We start from the raw sequence: 20,563 nt of genomic DNA, 5'->3' as shown, positions 1-20,563 counted from the left end.
CCTTACTTCCACTCGGTGTAGCCGCACTTGCCGCAGTGCTTGCGGTCGTCGTGGTCGGCCAGCACCGTGTCGCCGCAGCGCGGGCAGTTCTCCTTGACCAGTTCGCCGTCCTCGTAGTACTCGTTCCGGGCCATCTATGCTTCCTCCGCCTCTTCCTCGCCGTCGGCGACGATCTTGTTGCGTTCGAGCATGTGGTCCTGCTCGACGTCGCGGGCGTACTCGGGGCTGTCGTAGACCTTCGCGTAGCCGACCGTCTTGCGCATGCCGAACTTCGTGTCGAGTTCGTGGATGACGACTTCCTCGGCGTCCTTGTTCAGCGTCGCCGCCAGAGAGTCACGCACAGAGAGACGGGAGGGCGTCGCTTCGTCGTGGACGACCTCGAACCGGACGTCCGTTCGGTGCAACATGGGATTCGTTTCTTCTTCGATGATGTCGATATCCATGGTTCGTTGTCCATAGATTCCCGCCGAAGCGCCTAAAAGGATTTCGAAGCCGTAACTCCCGGTTTGCGGGGCTGGCGCTGGTGTGCAGTTCACACGGCTACGTCCGTAGCTGTGCGAGGAGGCGCGAGAGGTGGATGCGCTCGTTGGCCGCGTCGGTCAGCGCCATGTCCGTCTCGCCGGCCAGTCGGTGGACCTCGGCGAGTCGCTGGCCGGAGTACCGCGACCGGGCGACGTCTAAAACTTCCTCCAATACGTCTTCGGCGCCGTACCCCTCGTCGACGAGCAGGTCGTCCAGTGTCGAGCGCGCGTCCGAGAACCGCCCCTCCTCGGCGGCCTCGACCATGTCCGCGACGGCGTCGTCGGCCTCGACGTCGGCCAGCACCTCGTAGGCCGTCTCCATCGTCACCTCGCCGGCCTCCTCGTAGGTGGTCTGCGCGGCGAGGATGGCCTGCCGCAGGTCGCCCTCGGCGTAGCCGGCGACGTACTCCAGTCCGTCGTCGTCGTGGTCGGCGCCCTCGGCGGTGACGACGTCCCGGAGCACGGACACCGTCTCCTCGTGGCTCGGCGCTCGCATCACGACGGGGAAACACCGCGAGCGGATGGGCGGAATCAGCGCCGAGGGTTGGCGGGTGGCGATGACGAACTGCGTCGCCTCGTAGTACTGTTCCATCACCCGGCGGAGCGCCTGCTGGAAGTCCTCGCGCATCCCCTCGGCGTTGTCCAGCAGGATGGTCTTGTAGCTCCCCGACATCGGCGTGTAACTGGCCGACTCCTTCAGGACGTGGTTGATGAGGTCGGCCTTCGAGGACTCCCGGCGGCGCTTGCTGTCGATGAACGACGCGAACCGGGGGTCGTTCGCGACTTCCTTCTTCGTCATGTCGAACACGTCGGCGACGTTGAGTTCGGTGAAGTCGGCGTCGGCGTTGTCGTGGACCGTCTCGGCGAACGCGCGCACGGCGGCCGTCTTACCGGCCCCCTTCGGCCCGTGGACCAGCAGGTTCATCGGCTCCTCGACGGCGCCCTGCAGGTGCTCGCGGGCCTTCGGCTGCGGGATGTCTTCGAGTGTCGGCGCGTGGGTCTCGGTCCACAACGGCGCGTCCATCTGTCGGGCTGAGGTAAGCGAGGGCCCGACAAGTATCCCCCGGTCCGGGTGCCGGCGTCGGACGGAACCCTACGGCGACGCACGCCGGTTCGACGCCGCCGTCCCGTCGTCGCTCCGGTCGGCCCCGACGGCGGGCGAGGGGTCGGTGTCCGCGAGCGGCAGGACCAACTCGACGGCGGCACCGCCCAGCGTCGACTCGCTGATTCGGACCTCGCCGCCGTACTGTCGGACCGCCGACGCCGTCAGGAACAGGCCGAGACCGTCGCCGTCGCTCTCCAGCCCGCGCTGGTTGGCCTCGAACACCCGCTCCCGTGCGCTCTCGGGGATGCCGGGGCCGTCGTCGGCGACGGTCACGACCGCCACGCCGTCGGCGACGGTCGCACTGACGGCCACGGTCGGTCGGTCGCCGTCGTTGTGTTCGACGGCGTTCTCGACGACGTTCCCCAGTGCCCGGTCGAGGAGGTCGTTCGCCCGGACCGCACAGTCGGGCACCGAGTCGACGGTCACCGCGGCGTGCGGGTGGCTGTCGCGGGCGGCGGCGACGCGCGACCGGACGACCGCGGGCAACGACCGCGCGCCGAGGTCGGTGTCCTCGGTCAGCGTCCGCGTTATCCGGGCTATCTCCTCGACGGTGTCGGCCATCCGGTCGGTCCGGTCGACGACAGTCGTGGCCCACCGCTCCGGGTCCGCCTCGGTCCGCTCCGCGAGCAGTTCCGCCCGTCCCCGGACGACGGTGAGGCTGTTGAGCAGTTGGTGCCGGAGCGTCCGGTTCAGCAGGTCGTTGGCCTCTCGCTGTCGCTCGAGCAGTTCCTGCCTGACGCGGGCCTGCGTGGCTCGCTCGGCGGACTGGCGTGCCTGCACGCTGTACACGCCGACGAGCAGGCCGAACAGCCCGCCGGCGATGATCTCTGTCAGCAGGCGGACGCCGACCGGGACCGTCGGTTGCCCGACCGCCCGCAGGAGCACCGGCCACAGACCGAGACAGGCCATCACGACGAGCCCCCCGGTGAACCACCGGACGACGGTGTCGAGGTCCTCGAACCCGTCGGCCCGGTGGAGTCGGAGCCCCTGCCAGACGGCCACGCTGACGAACGCCGTCGGCAACAGGATGTCGAGCAGGGCGTACGCGGGTGTCGACACCTGCACCCAGACGACGGCCGTCAACGCCCCCAGCGCCATCAGACTCACCGTCGGCACCCACCACTCTCGGACTGTCCGCCACCGCTCCCGGTCCCCTCCCCGTCCCATCTCTACCCAAATGTCAATCAGACGTGTAATATACGTTGCCCCAGTGTCAGGATGTGACACCACCGCCAGACGGGGGCCGTTCGCTCTCACTCCGTGGTTTCTGGCGGTCACCGTGTCGCTTCGAGGGACGTCGCTGTCGCTCGGTCCCTCGCTACTGCTTCACGGCTCACTCCGTTCGCCGTCGCGCTTCGAGGGTCCTCACCTACTCGGACTCTCGCTATCGCTCACGGGTCGCGCTGCTCCCCGTTTGCGTTTCGAGGGTCTTCGCTGCCGCTCGGTCCCTCGCTACCGCTCGAACAACTCCTCGAACACCTTCTGCTGGGCGGCCCGGAGGTGCTGGTGGTACGTCGGCCGCGAGATGTCCATCGCCGTCGCGAGTTCGTCGCCGTCCACCTCGCGGGGCCACTCGAAGAACCCGCCGAGGAACGCGGTTCGCAGGGCCGTCTCCTGCCGGTCGGTGAACCGTTCCGCCAGCGACGCCCGGAACTCCTGTTGGGTCTGGACCGGCCGCTCGTGTTCGTGGTAGCCGACGAGGTCGGTGTTGCCGTAGTTGTCCTCGACCAGCGAGAACACCTCTCTGGCCTCGGTCTCGTAGGGCAGTTCGATGGTGTACCGGACGATACCGCTCTCGCCGGAGATGGCCTTCGGCACCGCGCCGTGGTCGACCAGCGTCCCCAGTAGCGACTCGCCGACGGTGACGTCGAACAGCGCACGCCCCTCGTGTTCGGCGACGCAAGTGGCACCGACGACGGCGTCGTCGTCGGTCAGTTCGGCGAGAATCGCCTCGCTGTCCCCGCCCTCGACCGTGAGGTAGAGGCGGATGGACCCGTCGTCCTGTGTGACCGCGCCGGCGGACGTGAACGTCGCACCGGTCGAGGCCGACAGCCGACTCAACAGGAGGGCCCGGTCGTCGACGGTGAACTCCAGTTCGACCACCTTGTCCGCCGAGAGAATCTTCCCGCTCTCGATGGCGTTGATGGCGTTGGCGACGGCCCGACCCAACGCTTCGAGGACGACCTGCTCGCGGTCGTCGAAGGCGTCCGGTTCGTCCGCACAGACGTACAACACGCCGTAGGTCGAGTCGGTGTACGACAGCGGGATGGCCATCACCGAGGCGACGCCGGCCTCGCGGACGCGGTCGACCCACTCGCCGTCGGCGGCCGAGAGGTCGTCCAGTATCTCGGTCGTGTGGTCGGTGAAGGCGACGCTGCCGGGCGTGCCGTCGCCGATCGGGACCGAGAGGTCGTCCATCGCTATCGCGGCGTCGCCGGCCCACTCGCTCGGCAGCAGCGCGCTCCCACGGACGTCGGGCCGGCCGACCCACGCGAAGGTGTAGGGGTCGGTCGCGGCCAGTTGCTCGCAGACGCCGGCCTCGACGGCCTCGCGGGTGGTCGCCTCGACCAGCACCTCGACGGTGTTCTCGATGAGGCCGTTGATACGGTCGAGGATAGTCGCGATGCGTTCCCGGGTCTCTCGCACCTCCTGTTCGCGCTTGGCCCGGTTGCACGCCGCCGCGGCGTTGGTCGCGAGCAGCGCGACGACTTGCCGGTCGATGTCGTCGAAGGCGTCGGGTTCCATCGACAGCACGCTCAGCGTGCCGTGGACGCCGATGGGGAAGTAGAGGCCGGACTGAACCGTCGGGCCGCCGTCGTCGAGTTCGTGGGACTCGCTCAGCGTCGCGGCTTCGCCCGACGCGAACACCTCTCCCGGCCGACCCTCGTCGAGTGCGTAGACGGGGCGCTCGCCGAGTCGTTCGACCACGGTGTCGGTCGTCGCCGCGGGCCGCAACACCCGCTCGTCGGCGTCGTAGAGGCGGACGACGGCCATGTCGAGGCCGAGGACTCGCTCGGCCGCGTCCGCGACGATGCTCGCGACCTCCTCTCTGCTGGGGGCTTGCATCAGCGCTCGAGACGTCTCTTGCAGGGCCGAGAGCATCTCCTCGCGGCGCTTCCGTTCGGTGATGTCGCGGATGACGCCCGCGGTGCCGCGGAACTCGCCGTCCGGTCCGTACAGCACCGTCATGTGGTCCTCGCAGGGCACCGTCTCGTCGTCCGCCCGCCGGAGTTCCAGTTCGAACGTCGTCCCGACGTCGTCGGGGCCGTCCGAGGAGAGCAGCGTGGCGAGTTTCGACTCGGCCAGTTCCACCGTCTCGCGGTCCTTGATGGCTGCGGTGTGCTCGCCGAGCAGTTCGTCCACGCTGTACCCGGTGAGGTCGGCCATCCCGTCGTTGACGAAGACGAACTCCCCCTCGTCGTCGAGCGCGTACACCCCGTCGTCGAGCGCTTCGATGACCTCGCCGTGGCGGTCGAACTCGCCAGCGCCGACCGTCCCCGAACCGCGGTCGGTGCCCACTACCCGTTCGATGCGGTGGGCGAGGACGACGTACTGCTCGTCGGTCCCCCGGTGGACGTACTCGACTCCCCCGGACGCCAACACCGCGTCCACGGCGTCCGGCGACCCGCGACCGAAGACGACCAGTGGGACGCCGGGCCGGTCCCGCCGTATCTGTTCGACCAGTTCCGTCACGTCGACGCCGTCGTTCACGATACAGTCGACCGCCCCGACGGCGCTCGCCGTCGCCTCGCCGTCGGCCGTCACGACGTCGAACTGCTCCCCCACCTCCGCCAGTCCTCGGGCCGTCTCTGCGACGGCCGCCTCGTCGGTCCCGCAGACGAGGACGGTAGCCCCGCTATCCATACCTAACTGGTTAGCCACTCCGTCACAAGAATGTGCAGGGTCCCGGACCGCTACGCACCTTCGTTGCGGAGTGTGTCGCTCATCCCCGGGTGACACCGCGCACAGAGCCACTCGACCGTCCGATGTGTCGTCGTCTCCGTCGGCCGGCGGTGTTTCCAGACGTGTGTCGACTCCTCTTTGCAATTGGTACACTCTGCCATCGTCACACGAACGAACGTGCGTTTCTATCGCATAAAGCTGACGTATGGTCGTGTTTAAGGAGATATAGTGTATGGTGACGGGAGTTCTGACGCGTGTCCGAGTGGCGTCGACGCCGCCGCTTCGCCCGCCGTCGACACTCGTCCACGAGAACGTCTGGGCGTGCAGACCGAGCGTGAGCGGTCCGAGCGGCCGCTCGCGGCTTCCTCACAGCAGAATGCGCCGGCCGGGAATTGAACCCGGGCTATTGGCTTGGGAAGCCAATGTCCTACCACTGGACCACCGGCGCGCTCACTAACAGTCTCTACGACCGTCGCACTTGAACGTAGCGCTTCCGGTGGACGGCGACCGACTGGACACGGCGTTCGGACGCCGCCCGTTCGTTGGACACACGTCCGAAAATACGGCGTCGATGGATGGCTATTTGTTCGATTAGGCCTACCGATAGGTATGGCCCAAGCCGACACCGTCGTGCAGGCGGACACCCCGCTCGACCTCACGTTCTCGGAGGCCGAACTGGCGGCGCACCGCGAGCACATCACCGACTTCGTCGAGGCGCAACTCGACGCCGCGGGCGTCGACCGGGCGGTCATCGGCCTCTCCGGTGGCATCGACAGCACGCTGACCAGTCACCTCGCAGTCGAGGCGCTCGGTCCCGACGCCGTCCACGGGCTGGTCATGCCCAGCGAGGTCAACCGCCCGGACAACATGAGCGACGCCGAACGCGTCGCCGACGAACTGCTGGGCATCGAGTACGACGTCGTCGAAATCAACCCGCTCGTCGACGCGTTCCTCGACGCCTACCCCGACGCCGAGGACGACCAGCTGGCGGTGGGGAACCTCCGCGTGCGCTGTCGGGCCGTGCTGAACTACCTCGTCGGCAACCACGAGAATGCGCTGGTGTTGGGCACCGGCAACCGGAGCGAGGCGCTGGTGGGCTACTACACGAAGTACGGCGACGGCGCCGTCGACTGCCACCCCCTCGCGACGCTGTACAAACAGCAGGTCCGCCAGTTGGCGAAACACGTCGGCGTCCCCGACGACCTCGCCGAGAAGACGGCGAGCGCCGAGATGTGGAGCGGGCAGACCGACGCCACGGAGATGGGGATGGACTACGACACGCTGGACTCGATTCTCGCGCTCCACGTCGACGGCGGTGTGCCGAAAGCCGCCACCGCCGACCACGTCGGCGTCCCCGAGTCACTCGTCGAACAGGTCCGCGAGATGTACGAGTCCAGCGCGCACAAGCGCGCGATGCCGCCGGGTCCGGACCCACTGTACTGACCGCCCTCGCCAGCGCTCGGCCGCGTCGTCGGCCCCCACCGTGCTTTATTTAGCTCCCGGTCGTCGGTCCGGTATGTCCCACCGCGCGAACTACGCACGCTGTACGTTCCAGCAACATCTCGGCCCCGGCGAGGACTCGCTGGACGTCCCGTGGGCCGAGTTCTCCGGCGACAGCACCGACCGGGTCGCGTTCGACGTGCCGACCGACGCGCCGGCCGAACCGTACGTCGAGATGCAGGTGTACGACGTCGACGCGTTCACGCACGAAATCTGTCTCAACGACCAGCCACTGTCGGGGTTCGACGTCGCGCCGGGCACCGGCTGGCAGTACTGGATGGACACCGTCGCCGCCGACCACCTCCACGCCGGGGAGAACACGCTCCAGTTCGAACGTGACCGGGACAGCGAGGACGCCTTCGTCGTCGGGACGGCCATCGTCCACTGGAAGGAGCCGGTGGAGTGAGTATATAAAATGCCGCCACAGCCGGCGAGTGGCCGTGGCACACAGTCACACGCTATCACGCGGTATTGGTCGCAGTCCGGTGGTTTGGGCGCGTCTCGGTCGTCGAACCTCACCCCCGCGACTCGCTTCTAACCCGCACTTTTATATAGAACCACATGCAATCTTTCGCTGACTATGAGCCAGCGCCAAATGCAGGGCCAGCCGATGATAATTCTCGGTGAAGACGCCCAGCGGATGAAGGACAAGTCCGCACAGGAGCACAACATCTCGGCCGCTCGCGCGGTCGCGGAGTCCGTACGCTCGACACTCGGACCGAAAGGGATGGACAAGATGCTCGTCTCCTCGATGGGTGACGTCACCGTCACGAACGACGGCGTCACCATCCTCACGGAGATGGACATCGACAACCCGACGGCCTCGATGATCGTCGAGGTCGCCGAGACGCAGGAGGACGAGGCCGGCGACGGCACCACCTCCGCCGTCGCCATCGCCGGGGAACTCCTGAAGAACGCCGAGGACCTCCTCGACCAGGACATCCACCCGTCGGCCATCATCAAGGGCTTCGACATGGCCGCGAAGGAGGCCAAGTCGGAGATTCAGGACATCGCGACCGACGTCGACCCCGACGACGAGGAACTTCTGAAGAAGGTCGCCGAGACGTCGATGACCGGCAAGGGCGCGGAACTCAACAAGGAACTGCTCGCCCAGATCATCGTCGACGCGGTCAACGCGGTCACCGTCGAAGCCGAGGACGGCTCCGTCGTCGCCGACCTCGAGTACCTCAACATCGAGACCCAGACCGGCAGCTCCGCCGGCGACTCCGAGCTCCTCGAAGGCGCCGTCGTCGACAAGGACCCCGTCCACGAGGAGATGCCGACCTCGGTCGACGACGCGAAGGTGCTCCTGATGGACACGGCCATCGAACTCGACGAGACGGAGGTCGACGCCCAGCTCTCCGTCGACGACCCGAGTCAGCTCCAGAACTTCCTCGACAAGGAGGAACAGCAGCTCAAGGACCTCGTCGACAAGGTCGAGGCCACCGGTGCCAACGTCCTGTTCTGTCAGAAGAACATCGACGACATGGCCCAGCACTACCTCGCCGAGAAGGGCATCCTCGCCGTCAAGCGCGCGAAGAAGTCCGACATCGAGTTCCTGAAGGAAGTCCTCGGCGCGAGCATCGTCTCGGACCTCGACTCGGCCAGCGAGGACGACCTCGGTCACGGGACCGTCTCCCGTGACGAGAACGAGGGGCTGTTCTACGTCGAGGGCGGCGAGAACGCCCACGGTGTCACGCTCCTCCTGCGTGGCTCGACCGACCACGTCGTCGACGAACTCGAACGCGGCGTCACGGACGCGCTGGACGTCGTCGCCTCCACCGTCGCCAACGGCGCGGTGCTCGGCGGCGGCGGCGCACCCGAAATCGAGGTCGCCGCTCGACTGCGCGACTTCGCCGACTCCGTCGAAGGTCGCGAACAGCTCGCCGTCGAGGCCTTCGCCGACGCGCTCGAAATCATCCCGCGCACGCTCGCGGAGAACGCCGGCCTCGACTCCATCGACACGCTGGTCGACCTGCGCGCCGCCCACGAGGACGGCGACGTCAGCGCCGGCCTGAACGTCTTCACCGGCGACGTCGAGAACACGCTCGACACCGGCGTCGTCGAACCGGCCCACGCGAAGACCCAGGCCGTCTCCTCGGCTGCAGAGGCCGCGAACCTCGTGCTCAAAATCGACGACATCATCGCCGCCGGCGACCTCTCGACGTCCGGCGACGGTGACGAAGGCGGCCCCGGCGGCCCCGGTGGCGCCCCCGGCGGCATGGGCGGCATGGGCGGCGGCATGGGCGGCATGATGTAGGGTAGGGCCGAGCGAAGCGAGGGCCTACCTCACAGTCGAGCGGCGGAAGCCGCGAGGCAAGCGAGGTTCCGTAGGAACCTCGATAGCGAACGGGCGAAGCCCGTGAGGTAAGACCACTTTTTGCAACTCTCTCGGGCGGCAAAGCCGCCCTCGGTCGTGCAAAAACGTGGGGAAAAATCGCGGCGTGCTCCTGTCGCGCGGCAAAGCCGCGCGGTAGTCGGTTCGCCGCGGCTGAACCGGCGCGCGCAGCGCGCCGGATGCTTACTGCGGCTCCTTTCTGCGATACGTTGTCGTCGGTAGCTCACACCACGAAGAACACGCTCGCACCGACCAGCCCACCGCCCAGAATGAGGTACATCGTGTCGACGTCTCGGGTGAAGAGGGCGAACGTCGCCGCCGCGAGTGCCACCCGGAACGGGTCGACGCCGGGGACGCCCAGCGGCGGCCCGGTGACGACGGCGGCGGAGCCGAGACGCCGAACAGGAGTGAAGCGACCTGTGAGGCGAAAACCATCTCACCGGCTCGGCTCTGGGGCGGTCGCGTTGAGAGCCTGTCCGTCGTGGTGACTGATGGAGCGGTCAGGCCATCGGGACGACCGTCGAGACGAGCAGCGTCGTGAACAGGCCGACGAACGCGGGCAGTTCGAGCCACACGAGAAGGCCGATGACAGCTATCAAGCCGAGCAGAAACGTCAGTAACGGGCTGTGTGCGAATTCTAGTGCCATTGTGTGTCACACCCGGCCGGCGGACGTGACTTTACAACTAGTTATGAGTTGTGAAGAGTTTAATTAAAGCGAGGTGTCTCTCCGACGTCGGCGATACCCTCACTGGACGTCATAGTCGGACAGCGACTCCCAGCGGCGCTCACTCCGGCGAGGATGCCGGGCCCCGACGCGGCGTCGTCGTCCCGAGGTCGCTGTATCGCAGGGATTCGGTGACGTGCAGCGTCGTCCCGTTCCGGACGACGGTGTACTGCGTGCCGTAGCCGTAGACGACGCCGCTGGGCCCGACGACGGCGGTGAAGCGAACGTCGCCGACTCGCTCGGCGTGGACGACCGGGAACTGCGAGCGGTCGGCCGCCCCGTCGGCGACGACGCGGGAGACCGGTGCCCGGTAGGTCTGCATGACCTCCTCACTGGTCCGGGTGACGGCAGTGACGTTCGCGCCCGCAAACAGCGCGGCGACCCGGCCGTTGTACGTCGGGTCGAAGAACAGCGCCGCTCGGGGCGGGAGCGGTGGTGCGCCGATGCCCCGGCCGTCGGCGACGATTTCCCGTCGGGTCGTCCCGTTCACCGTCGTCCACTGGACCGCACGCCCCTCCGCCCAGCGTGTCCGAATCTCCGTCGGCGGCACCTCGGTGCCGGTAATCGTCCGGGTCGCGACGTACGTCCGGTAGTTCGCGGCGAACTCGCCGGTGGTGACCTGCCGCAGACGGACCGTGCCGTTCGCCGTCTGGACCGTGCGGGTGTGCCGGAGCGTGTAGGAGACGTTCCCGAGCGTCGTCACGTGGGCCCGTGCGAGCGCCCGCGTGTCGGTGACGCCCGCCTCCGTGAGTCCCGGGGCGACCGGCGCCGGCGGTTGTGCGGGTACCGGTGCCGGCGTCACCGTCTCGCCGGCCGACGGCGACCCCGACCCGACGAGGCCGGTACACCCCGCAGTGACGAGACACAGCGCCAGCGCCGCGACGGCGGCCCCCCGGTGCATGCGACCAGAGACGGACTGGAGACGGATAACGAGTCGGGGCCACGAAACTTCCCTCGTGGGCAGAGACGCGGGCAGTATAAGTGCCGCGACGTGCGACGTTTTCGCATGCAGACGCTGCTGCTCGGTCCCGACGACGTGGCGGAACACGCCGACCTGCCCGCGGTCATCGACGCCGTCGAATCGGCCTTCGCGGCCGACGCCCGCGGCGACACCATCATGCCCGCCAAGTCCTACATCGACCTCCCGAAGTACAACGGTGACTTCCGCTCGATGCCGGCGTACGTCCACGCCGGCGAGTGGGACGCCGCGGCGGTCAAGTGGGTCAACGTCCACCCCGACAACCCCGCCGACCACGGCCTGCCGACGGTGCTGGGGACGCTCATCTACTCGGACCCCGAGACGGCGTTCCCGCTGGCGGTGATGGACGGCACCGTCCTCACGCGCCTGCGGACCGGCGCGGCGGCGGCCGTCGCCACCGACCACCTCGCCGTTCCCGACGCCGACTCGCTCGGACTGGTCGGCGCCGGCACCCAGTCGTACACGCAACTGGAGGCCATCGCCAGCGTGCGGGACGTCGAGACGGTGGTCATCGCGGACCGCGACGCGAAGAAACAGCAGGCGTTCGTCGACCACTTCTCCGACCGCTTCGAGGTGCGCGCCGGGTCAATCGAGGACGCCGCCGGCTGTGACGTGCTCTCGACGATAACGCCCGTCGAGTCGCCCATCGTCGACCGGTCGTGGTTGGGCGAGCGCACGCACGTCAACGCCATCGGGGCCGACGCCGCCGGCAAGCACGAACACGACGACCGGACGCTGTTGGACGCGAAACTCGTCATCGACGACTACGAGCAGTGTACCCACTCGGGCGAAATCAACGTCCCGTGGAGCGAGGGAGTGCTCTCCGACGGGGACATCTACGGCGAACTCGGCAGCATCGTCGCCGGAGAGATTCCGGGCCGAGAGCCAGAGGACGGCCTCACCGTCTTCGACTCGACGGGGCTGGCGATTCAGGACGTCGCGGCCGCCCACGTCGCCTATCAGGGCGCACAGATAGCCGACGAGGGGACGGCCTTCTCGCTGGTCGGCACCGAGACGCCCTAGTTCGACGGCGTCACGGCCTCGGTCACCTTCGAGATGAGCCAGACGATGAGGACGAACGGCAACAGCGGCAGCAACAGGACCAGCAGGCCGAGGAACATCCCCCACCCGATGACGTCCATGCTCTCGTCACGGTGCGGGCCGGTGAGCGGCGTGACGGTTCGCAACGGTTCCGGCAGGATGGAGTCGCTCGACTCGTCGGCGTCGTCTGTCATACCGACCGATAGGTCCGGCGCGAGCATAAGGCTACGGCTGGCATCCCGTGCCGCCGCTCGAGTCCCGTGAAGGGAAAGGTATAGCACCGTCCGTGTCCGAAATCACGGTATCATGACCACGACTGGCGAGGAACGCGAGCGTGGGTTCGACCACACCGCCATCGAACCCCGCTGGCAGGCGGCGTGGGAGGACGCCGACGTGTTCCGCATCGACGACGACGCCGAGGACCCCGAGTACGTGCTGGCGATGTTCCCGTACACCTCGGGCAGCCTCCACATGGGCCACGTCCGGAACTACACCATCACCGACGCCTTCGCCCGCTTCGAGCGGATGCGCGGAGAGAGCGTCCTCCACCCGATGGGGTGGGACTCGTTCGGCCTGCCCGCCGAGAACGCCGCCGAGGAGCGTGACACGAACCCCCGCGACTGGACGATGCAGTGCATCGACTCGATGAAAGAGCAGTTGACCGAGATGGGCTTCGGCTACGACTGGGAGCGCGAGATAGCGACCTGCGAACCGGAGTACTACCGGTGGAACCAGTGGCTGTTCAAGCGCTTCCGCGAGGAGGGCCTCGTCGAGCGACAGGGTGCCGAACTGAACTGGTGTCCGTCCTGTGAGACGGTGCTGGCCGACGAACAGGTCGAGGAGGGGGAGGCTCCGGAGGAGCCTCACGGAGACGGCGGAGCCGTCGAAGTCTGCTGGCGCTGTGACACCCCCATCGAGCACCGTGAGATGGACCAGTGGTTCTTCACCATCACCGACTACGCCGAGGAACTGCTGGAGGCCTTAGACGAGTTGGACGGGTGGCCCAACAACGTCCGGGAGATGCAGCGCAACTGGATAGGCAAGCAGGAGGGCGCGAGCGTCGCCTTCGAGATTCCTGGCTACGGCGAGGTGGACATCTTCACGACGCGACTGGACACTATCTACGGAGCGACCTACTTCTCGCTGGCCCCCGGGCACCCCGTCGCACAGGAGATCGCCGAGGACGACGAGGACGTCGCCGAGTACATCCACGAGGCCGAACAGGCCGACGAGGACGACCTCGACGTCACGTCGGGCGTGTTCACCGGCGAGTACGCCGTCAACCCCGCCACCGGCGAGGAGATTCCGGTCTACGTCGCCGACTACGTCCTGACCGACGTGGGGACCGGCGCGCTGTACGCCGTGCCGGCCCACGACGACCGGGACCACGAGTTCGCCCAGTACCACGACATCGACATCGTGCAGGTCGTCGAACCGACCGAGGACGCCGACGTAGACCCCGAGGACGTCGACGTACAGGAGGAGGCCTACACCGAGGACGGCCTGCTGGTCAACAGCGGCGAGTACGACGGCCTCCACAGCGAGGAGGCCCGCGAGCAGTTCGTCGAGGTGTTCGACGGCGAACACCGTACGGAGTACAACCTCCGGGACTGGGGCATCTCCCGCCAGCGCTACTGGGGAACGCCCATCCCGATGATTCACTGCGACGACTGTGGCTACGTCGAAGTCCCCGACGAGGACCTGCCGGTGGAACTGCCGGAGTTCGTCCACACCACCGGGAACCCGCTGGACGCCGCCGAGGAGTGGAAACACGTCGACTGTCCCGACTGCGGCGGCGACGCCGTCCGCGAGACGGACACGATGGACACGTTCGTCGACTCCTCGTGGTACTTCCTGCGGTACACCTCGCCGGACCTGGAGGACGCCCCCTTCGACGCCGAGCGAGCGACCGACTGGATGCCCGTCGACCAGTACGTCGGCGGCATCGAACACGCCGTGATGCACCTGCTGTACGCCCGGTTCTTCACGAAGGTGCTGGACGACACCGACCTGCTCGAGGGTGTGCGCGAACCGTTCACGAATCTCACGAACCAGGGGATGGTGCTGGGCGAGGACGGCCACAAGATGTCCAAGAGCCGCGGCAACGGCGTCTCGCCCCAGCGCATCATCGAGGAGTACGGCGCCGACACCGCCCGCCTGTTCATCATGGAGGCCGCCCAGCCGGAGAAGGAACTGGCGTGGAGCGCCGAGGAGGTCCAGTCGGCCCACAGTTTCCTCCAGAACGTCTATCGGCTGGCCGAGGAGTACGCCGAGGGCGAGGTCGAAACTGGCGACGCCGGCGCCGACATCGCCGACTACGTCGCCCGTGAGATAGACGCCACGGCGGCCCGCGCCACCGAGGAGTACGAGCAGTTCCGCTTCAACCACGCCCTGCAGGCGGTGCGCGAACTCGTCTCCCTGCTCCGCCGGTACGAGGACGCGACGACGCCGGACGCCGAGGTGCTCGAACGCGGTATCACCACCGCCGCGAAACTGCTCGCGCCGGTCGCGCCCCACGTCGGCGAGGAGATATGGGACCGCCTCGACCGGGACGGCCTGATGGCCGACGCCGACTGGCCCAGCGCCGAGGCGCCCGAGGACTACGCCGTCGCCCGCCGTCTGGTCGAGAACACCCGCGAGGACGTCCGGGACATCGTCGACACCGTCGGCATCGAGGACCCCCAGACCGTCACGCTCGCCGTCGCACCCGAGTGGAAGCACCGCGTGGTCGACGTCGCACGCGAGGCCGACAACGTCGTCCCCGCGGTGATGCAGAACGAGGAGTTACAGCGGTACGGCGAGGCCGCTGCCGACTTCGCGAAGGACCTCGCGGGTCGCGCCCAGTACGACGAGACGCTCTCGCCCGAGGGCGAACGCGCGGCGCTGGAACGGGCCGCGTGGCTCGTCGAACGCGAGTTCGACGCCGAGGTGGTCGTCCTCTCGGCCGACGAGGCCGACGACGGTCTGGCGAAGAAGGCCGAACCCGGTCGTCCGGCCATCGACATCGAGTCCTGAGCCCGCACGCCGTTTCGGCCCGTTACTGTTCTGGGGTGTCGAGGAGTCCTGCCTCGCCGAGGTCACGTAACACGTCGGTCGCGTGTCCGTCCGGGCGGACGCCCTCGTAGACGCCGACGACCCGATTCTGGGCGACGACGAACGTCGTCCGACGGCTTCGACCGTCGACGAGGTCCACGCCGAACGCCTCCGCGAGGTTCCCGTTGGGGTCCGCGAGCAGGTCGAACGAGAGATCGTGTGTCTCGGCGAACTCGCAGTGGCTGTCGACGTCGTCGGTGGAGACGCCGTAGACGGCGACGCCGGCGTCGTCGTACTGCTCGTAGCGCTCGTCGAACTGTCTGGCCTCGGTCGTACACCCCGGCGTGTCGTCTTTCGGGTAGAAGTAGACGACCGTCGGCGTCGCGAAGTCGGGGCGGACCTCCTCGCCGTGCTGGTTCTCGGCCACGATGTCGGGCACCGACGTCCCCGGTTCGAGGACCATCTCAGTTCACCGGGATGTCCGTACCGTCGTCGCCTTCGACGCTGACTTTCGGCAGGCGGACGGTGAGGACGCCGTCCTCGTAGGCTGCGCTGGTCCCGTCCTCGTCGACGGCCTCGGGGAGGGTGACCGTTCGACTGGCCGACTGTCGGCGGCGTTCGTGCTGGACGTACCGGCCGTCGGTCGCCTCGGTCGACTCGCTGTGGTCGGCGCTGATGGTGAGTTTCCGCTCCTCGACCAACTGGACGTCTATGTCCTCGCTGTCGTAGCCGGGGAGGTCGGCGTGGACGACGAAGGCGTCGCCCTCGTCCAGAATGTCCGTCGGGACGGTGTCGAGGTCCACCCCGAACTGCTCGCTCAGTGTGTCGAACGCGCGTTCTATCTCCTCGAACGGATCACGGTCGCTCATGGTCGGGTGTACGCCGCCCCGGGACTTAAGCGCTGGACGCTCAGTTCAGGACGGTCACGCTGTCGTACGAGCCGAGGTGTCGGACCCACCCGTTCTCGGCCAGTTCCTCGATGTCGTCGAGGGCCTTCTGCGTGCGCTCCTCGTAGAGGCCGGCGGCCGCGTCGATGTGGAAGACGTAGTCGCCCAGACGCTCGCCGCTGGGGCGGGACTCGATGCGGGTGAGGTTGATGTCGCGGTCGGCGAAGGCCTCCAGCAGCTCCAGCAACAGTCCGGGGTAGTCGGCGTTCGGGTAGACGATGAAGGAGGTCTTGCTCCCCGCCTCCGTCCGCTCGCTCGCCGGGGCGACGGCGACGAACCGGGTGGCGTTCGAGGACTGGTCCTGGATGTCCTCGGCCAGCAACTCCAGTTCGGTGCCGTTGGTGGCGTTCTCGGGGTGGCCGATGGCGGCGACGCTCGGGTCCTCGCGGGCGCGTTCGACGCCGCGAGCGGTCGAGGCGACGGCCTCCACCTCGACGTCGGGGTAGTGTTCGTCCAGCCAGCCCCGGCACTGGGCCAGCGCCTGCGCGTGGCTACAGACCAACTCGAACGTCTCGCCCTGTGCCAGCAGAGCGTGGCGGATGGGCGTGATTATCTCCTCGACGACGGCGACGTCGTACTCCGAGAAGGCGTCCAGCGACTCCGTCACCGACCCTTCGATGCTGTTCTCGACGGGGACGACGCCGCGGTCGGCCTCGCCCTCGGCGACGGCCTCGACGATGGCGGTCATCGACTCCGCGAACTCGATGTCGCCGTCCTCGACCGCCTTCGCGGCCCGGTGGGAGTAGGTCCCGGCGGGCCCCAGCGTGATGGTCGTCATACCGTCGGGTAGTTCGCTCGTCATGAAAAGGACCCCGGTCGTCGCTCGTCGGGGCGGGCGCTCTGCCGGTGGCGGTAGAGTTCGGTCAGCGACCGGAGCAGACCGCCCAGCAGGACGAGCAGGCCGAGGCCGACCACCAGCAGGAACACCCCGACGGCGCCCGGTCCCGCCATCGGTCCGGCGGGGATACTGGCGACGACGACGGCCACCGCGGCGACTGCGACGACGGCCGTGCCGAGTTCGACGAAACGCACGACTGCGTAGCCCGGATTGGCGGTGAGTGTCTCCGTCACGGGGCCGTCGGTCCGCGCGGCCCGGTAGCCCGCGCACAGGGCCTCGCCGGTGACGACGAGCGCGAGGAGGAGTGCCAGCAGCGGGACGAGGAACAGGGTCGTGATACGCTCGCTCGGGATGACTCGGAGGTAGACGCCGGCCGAGTACAGGAGTGTCAGCACGACGGCGGTGAGCTTGGCGGCTTGGAGGGGCTTCGCACGGTGGAACTGGGGACGCATGGGCTCACGCTAGCCTCCACAGCATTCGAGCAAACCTCTTGTGGTGGGTCCGCTACGAGAGTCGCGCCAGTTCGTCGTCGGAGAGGTCGACGGCGCTCGCGGCCACGTTCTGCTCCAGATGGTCGACGCTCGACGTGCCCGGAATCGGCAGGGTCACGTCCGAGTGCTGGAGGAGCCACGCCAGCGCTATCTGGTAGCGCGTGGCGTCGTGGCGCTCGGCTATCTCGTCGATGCCGTCGACGTCGTCCAGTCCGCCCGCGGCCAGCGGGAACCACGGGACGAAGCCGACGTCGTAGTTCTCGCAGGCCGCCAACACGTCCTCGTCGTCCCGGTTGGCGACGTTGTACTGGTTCTGGACCGTCGCTACCTCGACGACGTCGCGGGCGGCGTCCAGTTGCTCGACGCTGACGTTCGAGAGGCCGACGTGCCGGAGCAGGCCCTCGTCTTTCATCTCGGCGAGCGCGTGGACGGCGTCCTCGAAGGGCGTGTCGGGGTCCGGGCGGTGGTACTGGTAGAGGTCGATGGGGTCCATCCGCAGGCGGTCCCGCGAGCACAGCAGGGCGTTGCGGAGGTAGTCCGGGTCGCCGTGGGGTATCCAGTCGGCGTCGGTGTTCCGCAGGAGGCCACCCTTCGTCCCGACGACCAGGTCCTCGCGCTCGGTGTCCAGCGTCTCGCCGACGAGTCGTTCGGAGACGCCGGGGCCGTACGAGTCGGCGGTGTCGATAAAGTCGACGCCGAGTTCGACGGCCCGCTCTAACACGGCGCGGGCGTTCTCGACGTCGTCGGGTTCGCCGACGATGCCCTCGCCGGTGATACGCATCGCGCCGAAGCCGAGTCGACGCACCGTGAGGTCGCCGCCGATGTCGAACGTGTCGCTCTCGTTGTGGACCATCGACGGTGGGTTGGCGGGCCACCCTGAAAGGCGGTCGGGTCGGTCAGACGTCGGCGCCGCGCTGCCGGATGCGTTCCAGCGCGATGCGGACGGCGAAGTAGCTGCCGGCGTAGAAGACGAGGACGCTGGCGACGAACCCCGCCAGCGAGACGGTGCCGACCGAGAGGTCGAACCCGGAGGGGGCGTACGGGTTCGCGCCGGCCGTCGCGACGTACGAGGCGACGGCGCTCTCGCCGCCAAGCCCTATCGCGAACAGACAGACGGTGAGCAGGATGGCGAGGCCACCGGTCCCGAGGCCGACGTACCGCGCGAAGTCCTCGGTGTCGAGGGCCGCGTGGGCCTGTGCCTCCGTGAGTGGCGCGCGGCGGACCCGGTAGGCGGCCGTGGCGACGAGCAACACCGCACCGAGGACCTCCAGCAGGCCGCCGAACACGCCCAGCAACAGCACCTTCGGCGACGCCACTTCGGGGTCGGCCGCCGGGAGGAACTGGGCGACGCTCTCGGGGAAGAGGCCGTACATCGGGAGCAGTATCGCGAGCAGTCCGAGGAAGGCACTCTGGAGCGCGAGCGTTCTGGGCACGGTCTGTCGGAAGTACGAGTGGCGTTCGTAGCGGAGGCGTTCGTACGTGCTACCGGAGAGAATCGCCTCGGTGATGTGGTCGTCTTGGGCGGTGTCGGAATCCATGTTTTTTGCCGGTTCTTCGTCTGCCGATAATTTCCCAAGCGGCAATATAATCCTTTCGCGTGGTTCGAACCTCGCCCGTCGGTACCGAGCGCCGTGAGAGCTGTTACCGAGTGTGAATCGCCTCACCGCGGGCGGCCTTCGCGGCCTCGTGGACGGCCTCGGAGAGCGTCGGGTGGGTGTGGACGGTGCCGGCGACGTCTTCCAGACGGGCGCCCATCTCGATGCCGAGGCCGACCTCGGCTATCAGTTCGGAGGCCTCCGGCCCGACGATTTGCGCCCCGAGCAGGAACTCGGTGTCGGCGTCGGCGACGACGCGGACGAACCCCTCCTTCTCGTCGAGCGTCAGCGCCCGTCCGTTCGCGCGCAGGGGCATCTCGCCGACGACGGGGTCGAACCCGGCGTCGTCGGCCTCGGCCTCGGTCATGCCGACGGTGCCGATCTCCGGGTCGGTGAAGACGGCGGCGGGAATCGCCTGCTGGTCCAGCGCCGCGGGTTCGCCGGCGGCGACTTCGGCGGCCACCTCTCCCTCGGCCATCCCCTTGTGAGCCAGCATCGGTTCGCCGGCCACGTCGCCGACGGCGAAGATGTGGTCGACGTCCGTGCGCGCCTGGTCGTCGGTCGCGAGGAAGCCGTCCTCGTTCGGAGCGAGGTCGATAGCGTCCAGTCCGAGCGTGTCGGTGACCGGTTCCCGGCCGACGGCGACGAGACAGCGGTCCGTGTTGTACTCGCTGACCTCGTCGTCGGCGTCGGTCGTCCGCACCCGGATGCCGTCGTCGAGTTCCTCCCAGTCGCGGGCGGCCTCGCCGAAGGCGAAGTCGATGCCCAGCGACTCGGCACGCTCCCGGACTACCTCGGCCACGTCCGACTCGTAGCCCGGCAGGACGTCGTCCAGCATCTCGACGACGGTGACGTCCGCGCCCAGTTTCGCGAACACCGTCGACAGTTCCATGCCGATGTAGCCCGCGCCGACCACGAGCAAGTCGTCGGGCACCGACTCCAGTGCGAGGGCGTCCCGCGAGGAGAGGATGTACTCGCTGTCGAACTCGAAGCCCGGCACCTGGATGGGTCGGCTTCCGGTGGCGACGACGGCGTGTTCGAAGGCGATGGACTCCGACCCCTGTCCCTCGCCGCCGTGGGCGACCCGGACCGTCTCCTCGTCGGCGAACTCGGCGGTGCCCGAGACGAGGTTGACGCCGGCGCTCTTACACAGCGACTCGACGCCCTTCGTCAGGCGCGTGACGACGCCGTCTTTCCACTCGGTCATCCCCGCCATGTCGACGGCGGGGTCGGCGAAGACGCCCATGTCCTCGGCGTGTTTGGCGTCGTGGGCCACGTCGGCCGCCGAGATGAGCGCCTTCGAGGGGATACAGCCGTGGTTGAGACAGGTCCCGCCGTAGGCGTCCTTCTCGACCAGCGTCGTGTCGAGTCCCAGTTGTGCGCCCCGGATGGCGGCGACGTAGCCGCCCGGCCCGCCGCCGATGACCAGCAGTTCCGTGCCCGTGGTGACGTCTCCTACGACCATAGCGGCCAGTCGACCGGCCGGGTGAAAAACTACGCGCCCTCGTCACCGGTCGCCGCCGAGCGACCTCAGGAGTACGACCCGT

Annotated in this window: 21 protein-coding genes and 1 tRNA gene; 5 read left to right on the top strand and 17 right to left on the bottom strand. The window is 68.1% G+C overall.

All coding sequences use genetic code 11. From position 1 onward, the window contains the following. Nucleotides 1-2 precede the first annotated feature (2 nt). The 7 genes from EGH21_RS04845 to EGH21_RS04815 form a co-directional block, all read right to left on the bottom strand. Nucleotides 3-134, bottom strand: a complete 132-nt coding sequence (locus tag EGH21_RS04845; protein WP_135303338.1) for a 30S ribosomal protein S27ae — start codon at nucleotides 132-134, stop codon at nucleotides 3-5. Beyond that, complete coding sequence (locus EGH21_RS04840; protein WP_166967012.1) at nucleotides 135-443, bottom strand: 30S ribosomal protein S24e; 309 nt, start codon at nucleotides 441-443, stop codon at nucleotides 135-137. A 97-nt stretch (nucleotides 444-540) separates the two neighbouring features. After that, nucleotides 541-1,545 (bottom strand): AAA family ATPase, encoded by a 1,005-nt coding sequence (locus EGH21_RS04835; protein WP_220617358.1) that lies wholly within the window; start codon nucleotides 1,543-1,545, stop codon nucleotides 541-543. 69 nt (nucleotides 1,546-1,614) lie between these two features. Further along, on the bottom strand, nucleotides 1,615-2,793 hold the full coding sequence (locus EGH21_RS04830) for a sensor histidine kinase (protein WP_220617357.1): 1,179 nt from the start codon (nucleotides 2,791-2,793) through the stop codon (nucleotides 1,615-1,617). 285 nt (nucleotides 2,794-3,078) lie between these two features. Continuing rightward, nucleotides 3,079-5,490: a bacterio-opsin activator domain-containing protein gene (locus EGH21_RS04825; protein ID WP_220617356.1), complete on the bottom strand. Its 2,412-nt coding sequence runs from the start codon at nucleotides 5,488-5,490 to the stop codon at nucleotides 3,079-3,081. A 50-nt stretch (nucleotides 5,491-5,540) separates the two neighbouring features. After that, nucleotides 5,541-5,690 (bottom strand): hypothetical protein, encoded by a 150-nt coding sequence (locus EGH21_RS04820; RefSeq protein WP_220617355.1) that lies wholly within the window; start codon nucleotides 5,688-5,690, stop codon nucleotides 5,541-5,543. A 216-nt stretch (nucleotides 5,691-5,906) separates the two neighbouring features. Next, nucleotides 5,907-5,977: transfer RNA gene (locus EGH21_RS04815), tRNA-Gly, on the bottom strand. A 161-nt stretch (nucleotides 5,978-6,138) separates the two neighbouring features. Here EGH21_RS04815 and EGH21_RS04810 point away from each other — a divergent pair. From EGH21_RS04810 to thsB, 3 genes are all read left to right on the top strand, one after another. Further along, nucleotides 6,139-6,972 carry an NAD+ synthase gene (locus tag EGH21_RS04810; RefSeq protein ID WP_220617354.1) on the top strand — a complete coding sequence of 278 codons (834 nt, stop codon included), beginning with the start codon at nucleotides 6,139-6,141 and terminating at the stop codon, nucleotides 6,970-6,972. 73 nt (nucleotides 6,973-7,045) lie between these two features. Beyond that, nucleotides 7,046-7,435, top strand: coding sequence for a DUF7383 domain-containing protein (locus EGH21_RS04805; RefSeq protein ID WP_220617353.1), 390 nt, complete (start codon nucleotides 7,046-7,048; stop codon nucleotides 7,433-7,435). Between the two features lie 174 nt (nucleotides 7,436-7,609). Further along, nucleotides 7,610-9,289: a thermosome subunit beta gene (thsB, locus tag EGH21_RS04800; protein WP_425433295.1), complete on the top strand. Its 1,680-nt coding sequence runs from the start codon at nucleotides 7,610-7,612 to the stop codon at nucleotides 9,287-9,289. Nucleotides 9,290-9,867: 578 nt separating this feature from the next. Here the strand turns inward: thsB and EGH21_RS04795 are convergent. After that, the gene (locus EGH21_RS04795; RefSeq protein ID WP_220617352.1) at nucleotides 9,868-10,014 is read right to left on the bottom strand and encodes a hypothetical protein; all 147 of its coding nucleotides are present in this window, start codon (nucleotides 10,012-10,014) and stop codon (nucleotides 9,868-9,870) included. 139 nt (nucleotides 10,015-10,153) lie between these two features. Beyond that, nucleotides 10,154-10,993 (bottom strand): hypothetical protein, encoded by an 840-nt coding sequence (locus tag EGH21_RS04790; RefSeq protein WP_220617351.1) that lies wholly within the window; start codon nucleotides 10,991-10,993, stop codon nucleotides 10,154-10,156. Nucleotides 10,994-11,098: 105 nt separating this feature from the next. Between EGH21_RS04790 and EGH21_RS04785 the strand changes: the two genes are divergently transcribed. Beyond that, entirely contained in the window at nucleotides 11,099-12,094 is a 996-nt protein-coding gene (locus tag EGH21_RS04785) for an ornithine cyclodeaminase family protein (protein WP_220617350.1), read from the top strand. On the opposite strand, the gene EGH21_RS04780 is transcribed toward EGH21_RS04785, so the two are convergent. Further along, nucleotides 12,091-12,306: a DUF7535 family protein gene (locus EGH21_RS04780; protein WP_220617349.1), complete on the bottom strand. Its 216-nt coding sequence runs from the start codon at nucleotides 12,304-12,306 to the stop codon at nucleotides 12,091-12,093. The genes EGH21_RS04785 and EGH21_RS04780 overlap by 4 nt on opposite strands. A 112-nt stretch (nucleotides 12,307-12,418) precedes the next feature. Here EGH21_RS04780 and leuS point away from each other — a divergent pair, with 112 nt between their 5' ends. Continuing rightward, the gene (gene leuS, locus EGH21_RS04775; RefSeq protein ID WP_220617348.1) at nucleotides 12,419-15,127 is read left to right on the top strand and encodes a leucine--tRNA ligase; all 2,709 of its coding nucleotides are present in this window, start codon (nucleotides 12,419-12,421) and stop codon (nucleotides 15,125-15,127) included. Between the two features lie 22 nt (nucleotides 15,128-15,149). On the opposite strand, the gene EGH21_RS04770 is transcribed toward leuS, so the two are convergent. From EGH21_RS04770 to lpdA, 7 genes are all read right to left on the bottom strand, one after another. Then, a complete protein-coding gene (locus EGH21_RS04770; RefSeq protein WP_220617347.1) occupies nucleotides 15,150-15,608 on the bottom strand; it encodes a peroxiredoxin in 459 nt (152 codons plus the stop codon). Nucleotide 15,609: 1 nt separating this feature from the next. Next, complete coding sequence (locus EGH21_RS04765) at nucleotides 15,610-16,014, bottom strand: Hsp20/alpha crystallin family protein (RefSeq protein WP_220617346.1); 405 nt, start codon at nucleotides 16,012-16,014, stop codon at nucleotides 15,610-15,612. A 40-nt stretch (nucleotides 16,015-16,054) separates the two neighbouring features. Beyond that, nucleotides 16,055-16,870, bottom strand: coding sequence for a prephenate dehydratase (gene pheA / locus EGH21_RS04760; protein WP_220617991.1), 816 nt, complete (start codon nucleotides 16,868-16,870; stop codon nucleotides 16,055-16,057). Nucleotides 16,871-16,890: 20 nt separating this feature from the next. Beyond that, nucleotides 16,891-17,382: a hypothetical protein gene (locus tag EGH21_RS04755; RefSeq protein WP_220617345.1), complete on the bottom strand. Its 492-nt coding sequence runs from the start codon at nucleotides 17,380-17,382 to the stop codon at nucleotides 16,891-16,893. Between the two features lie 52 nt (nucleotides 17,383-17,434). Further along, nucleotides 17,435-18,274: an aldo/keto reductase gene (locus EGH21_RS04750; RefSeq protein WP_220617344.1), complete on the bottom strand. Its 840-nt coding sequence runs from the start codon at nucleotides 18,272-18,274 to the stop codon at nucleotides 17,435-17,437. Nucleotides 18,275-18,317: 43 nt separating this feature from the next. Then, nucleotides 18,318-18,959, bottom strand: coding sequence for a hypothetical protein (locus tag EGH21_RS04745; protein WP_220617343.1), 642 nt, complete (start codon nucleotides 18,957-18,959; stop codon nucleotides 18,318-18,320). A 103-nt stretch (nucleotides 18,960-19,062) separates the two neighbouring features. Next, complete coding sequence (gene lpdA, locus EGH21_RS04740) at nucleotides 19,063-20,481, bottom strand: dihydrolipoyl dehydrogenase (protein ID WP_220617342.1); 1,419 nt, start codon at nucleotides 20,479-20,481, stop codon at nucleotides 19,063-19,065. Nucleotides 20,482-20,563 lie beyond the last annotated feature (82 nt).

The sequence above is a fragment of the Haloarcula rubra genome (assembly GCF_019599465.1).
GTDB classification, from domain to species: Archaea; Halobacteriota; Halobacteria; order Halobacteriales; family Haloarculaceae; genus Haloarcula; species Haloarcula rubra.
Note: the sequence above shows the minus strand (reverse complement) of the source record. Positions and strands in the feature narration are given on the sequence as shown.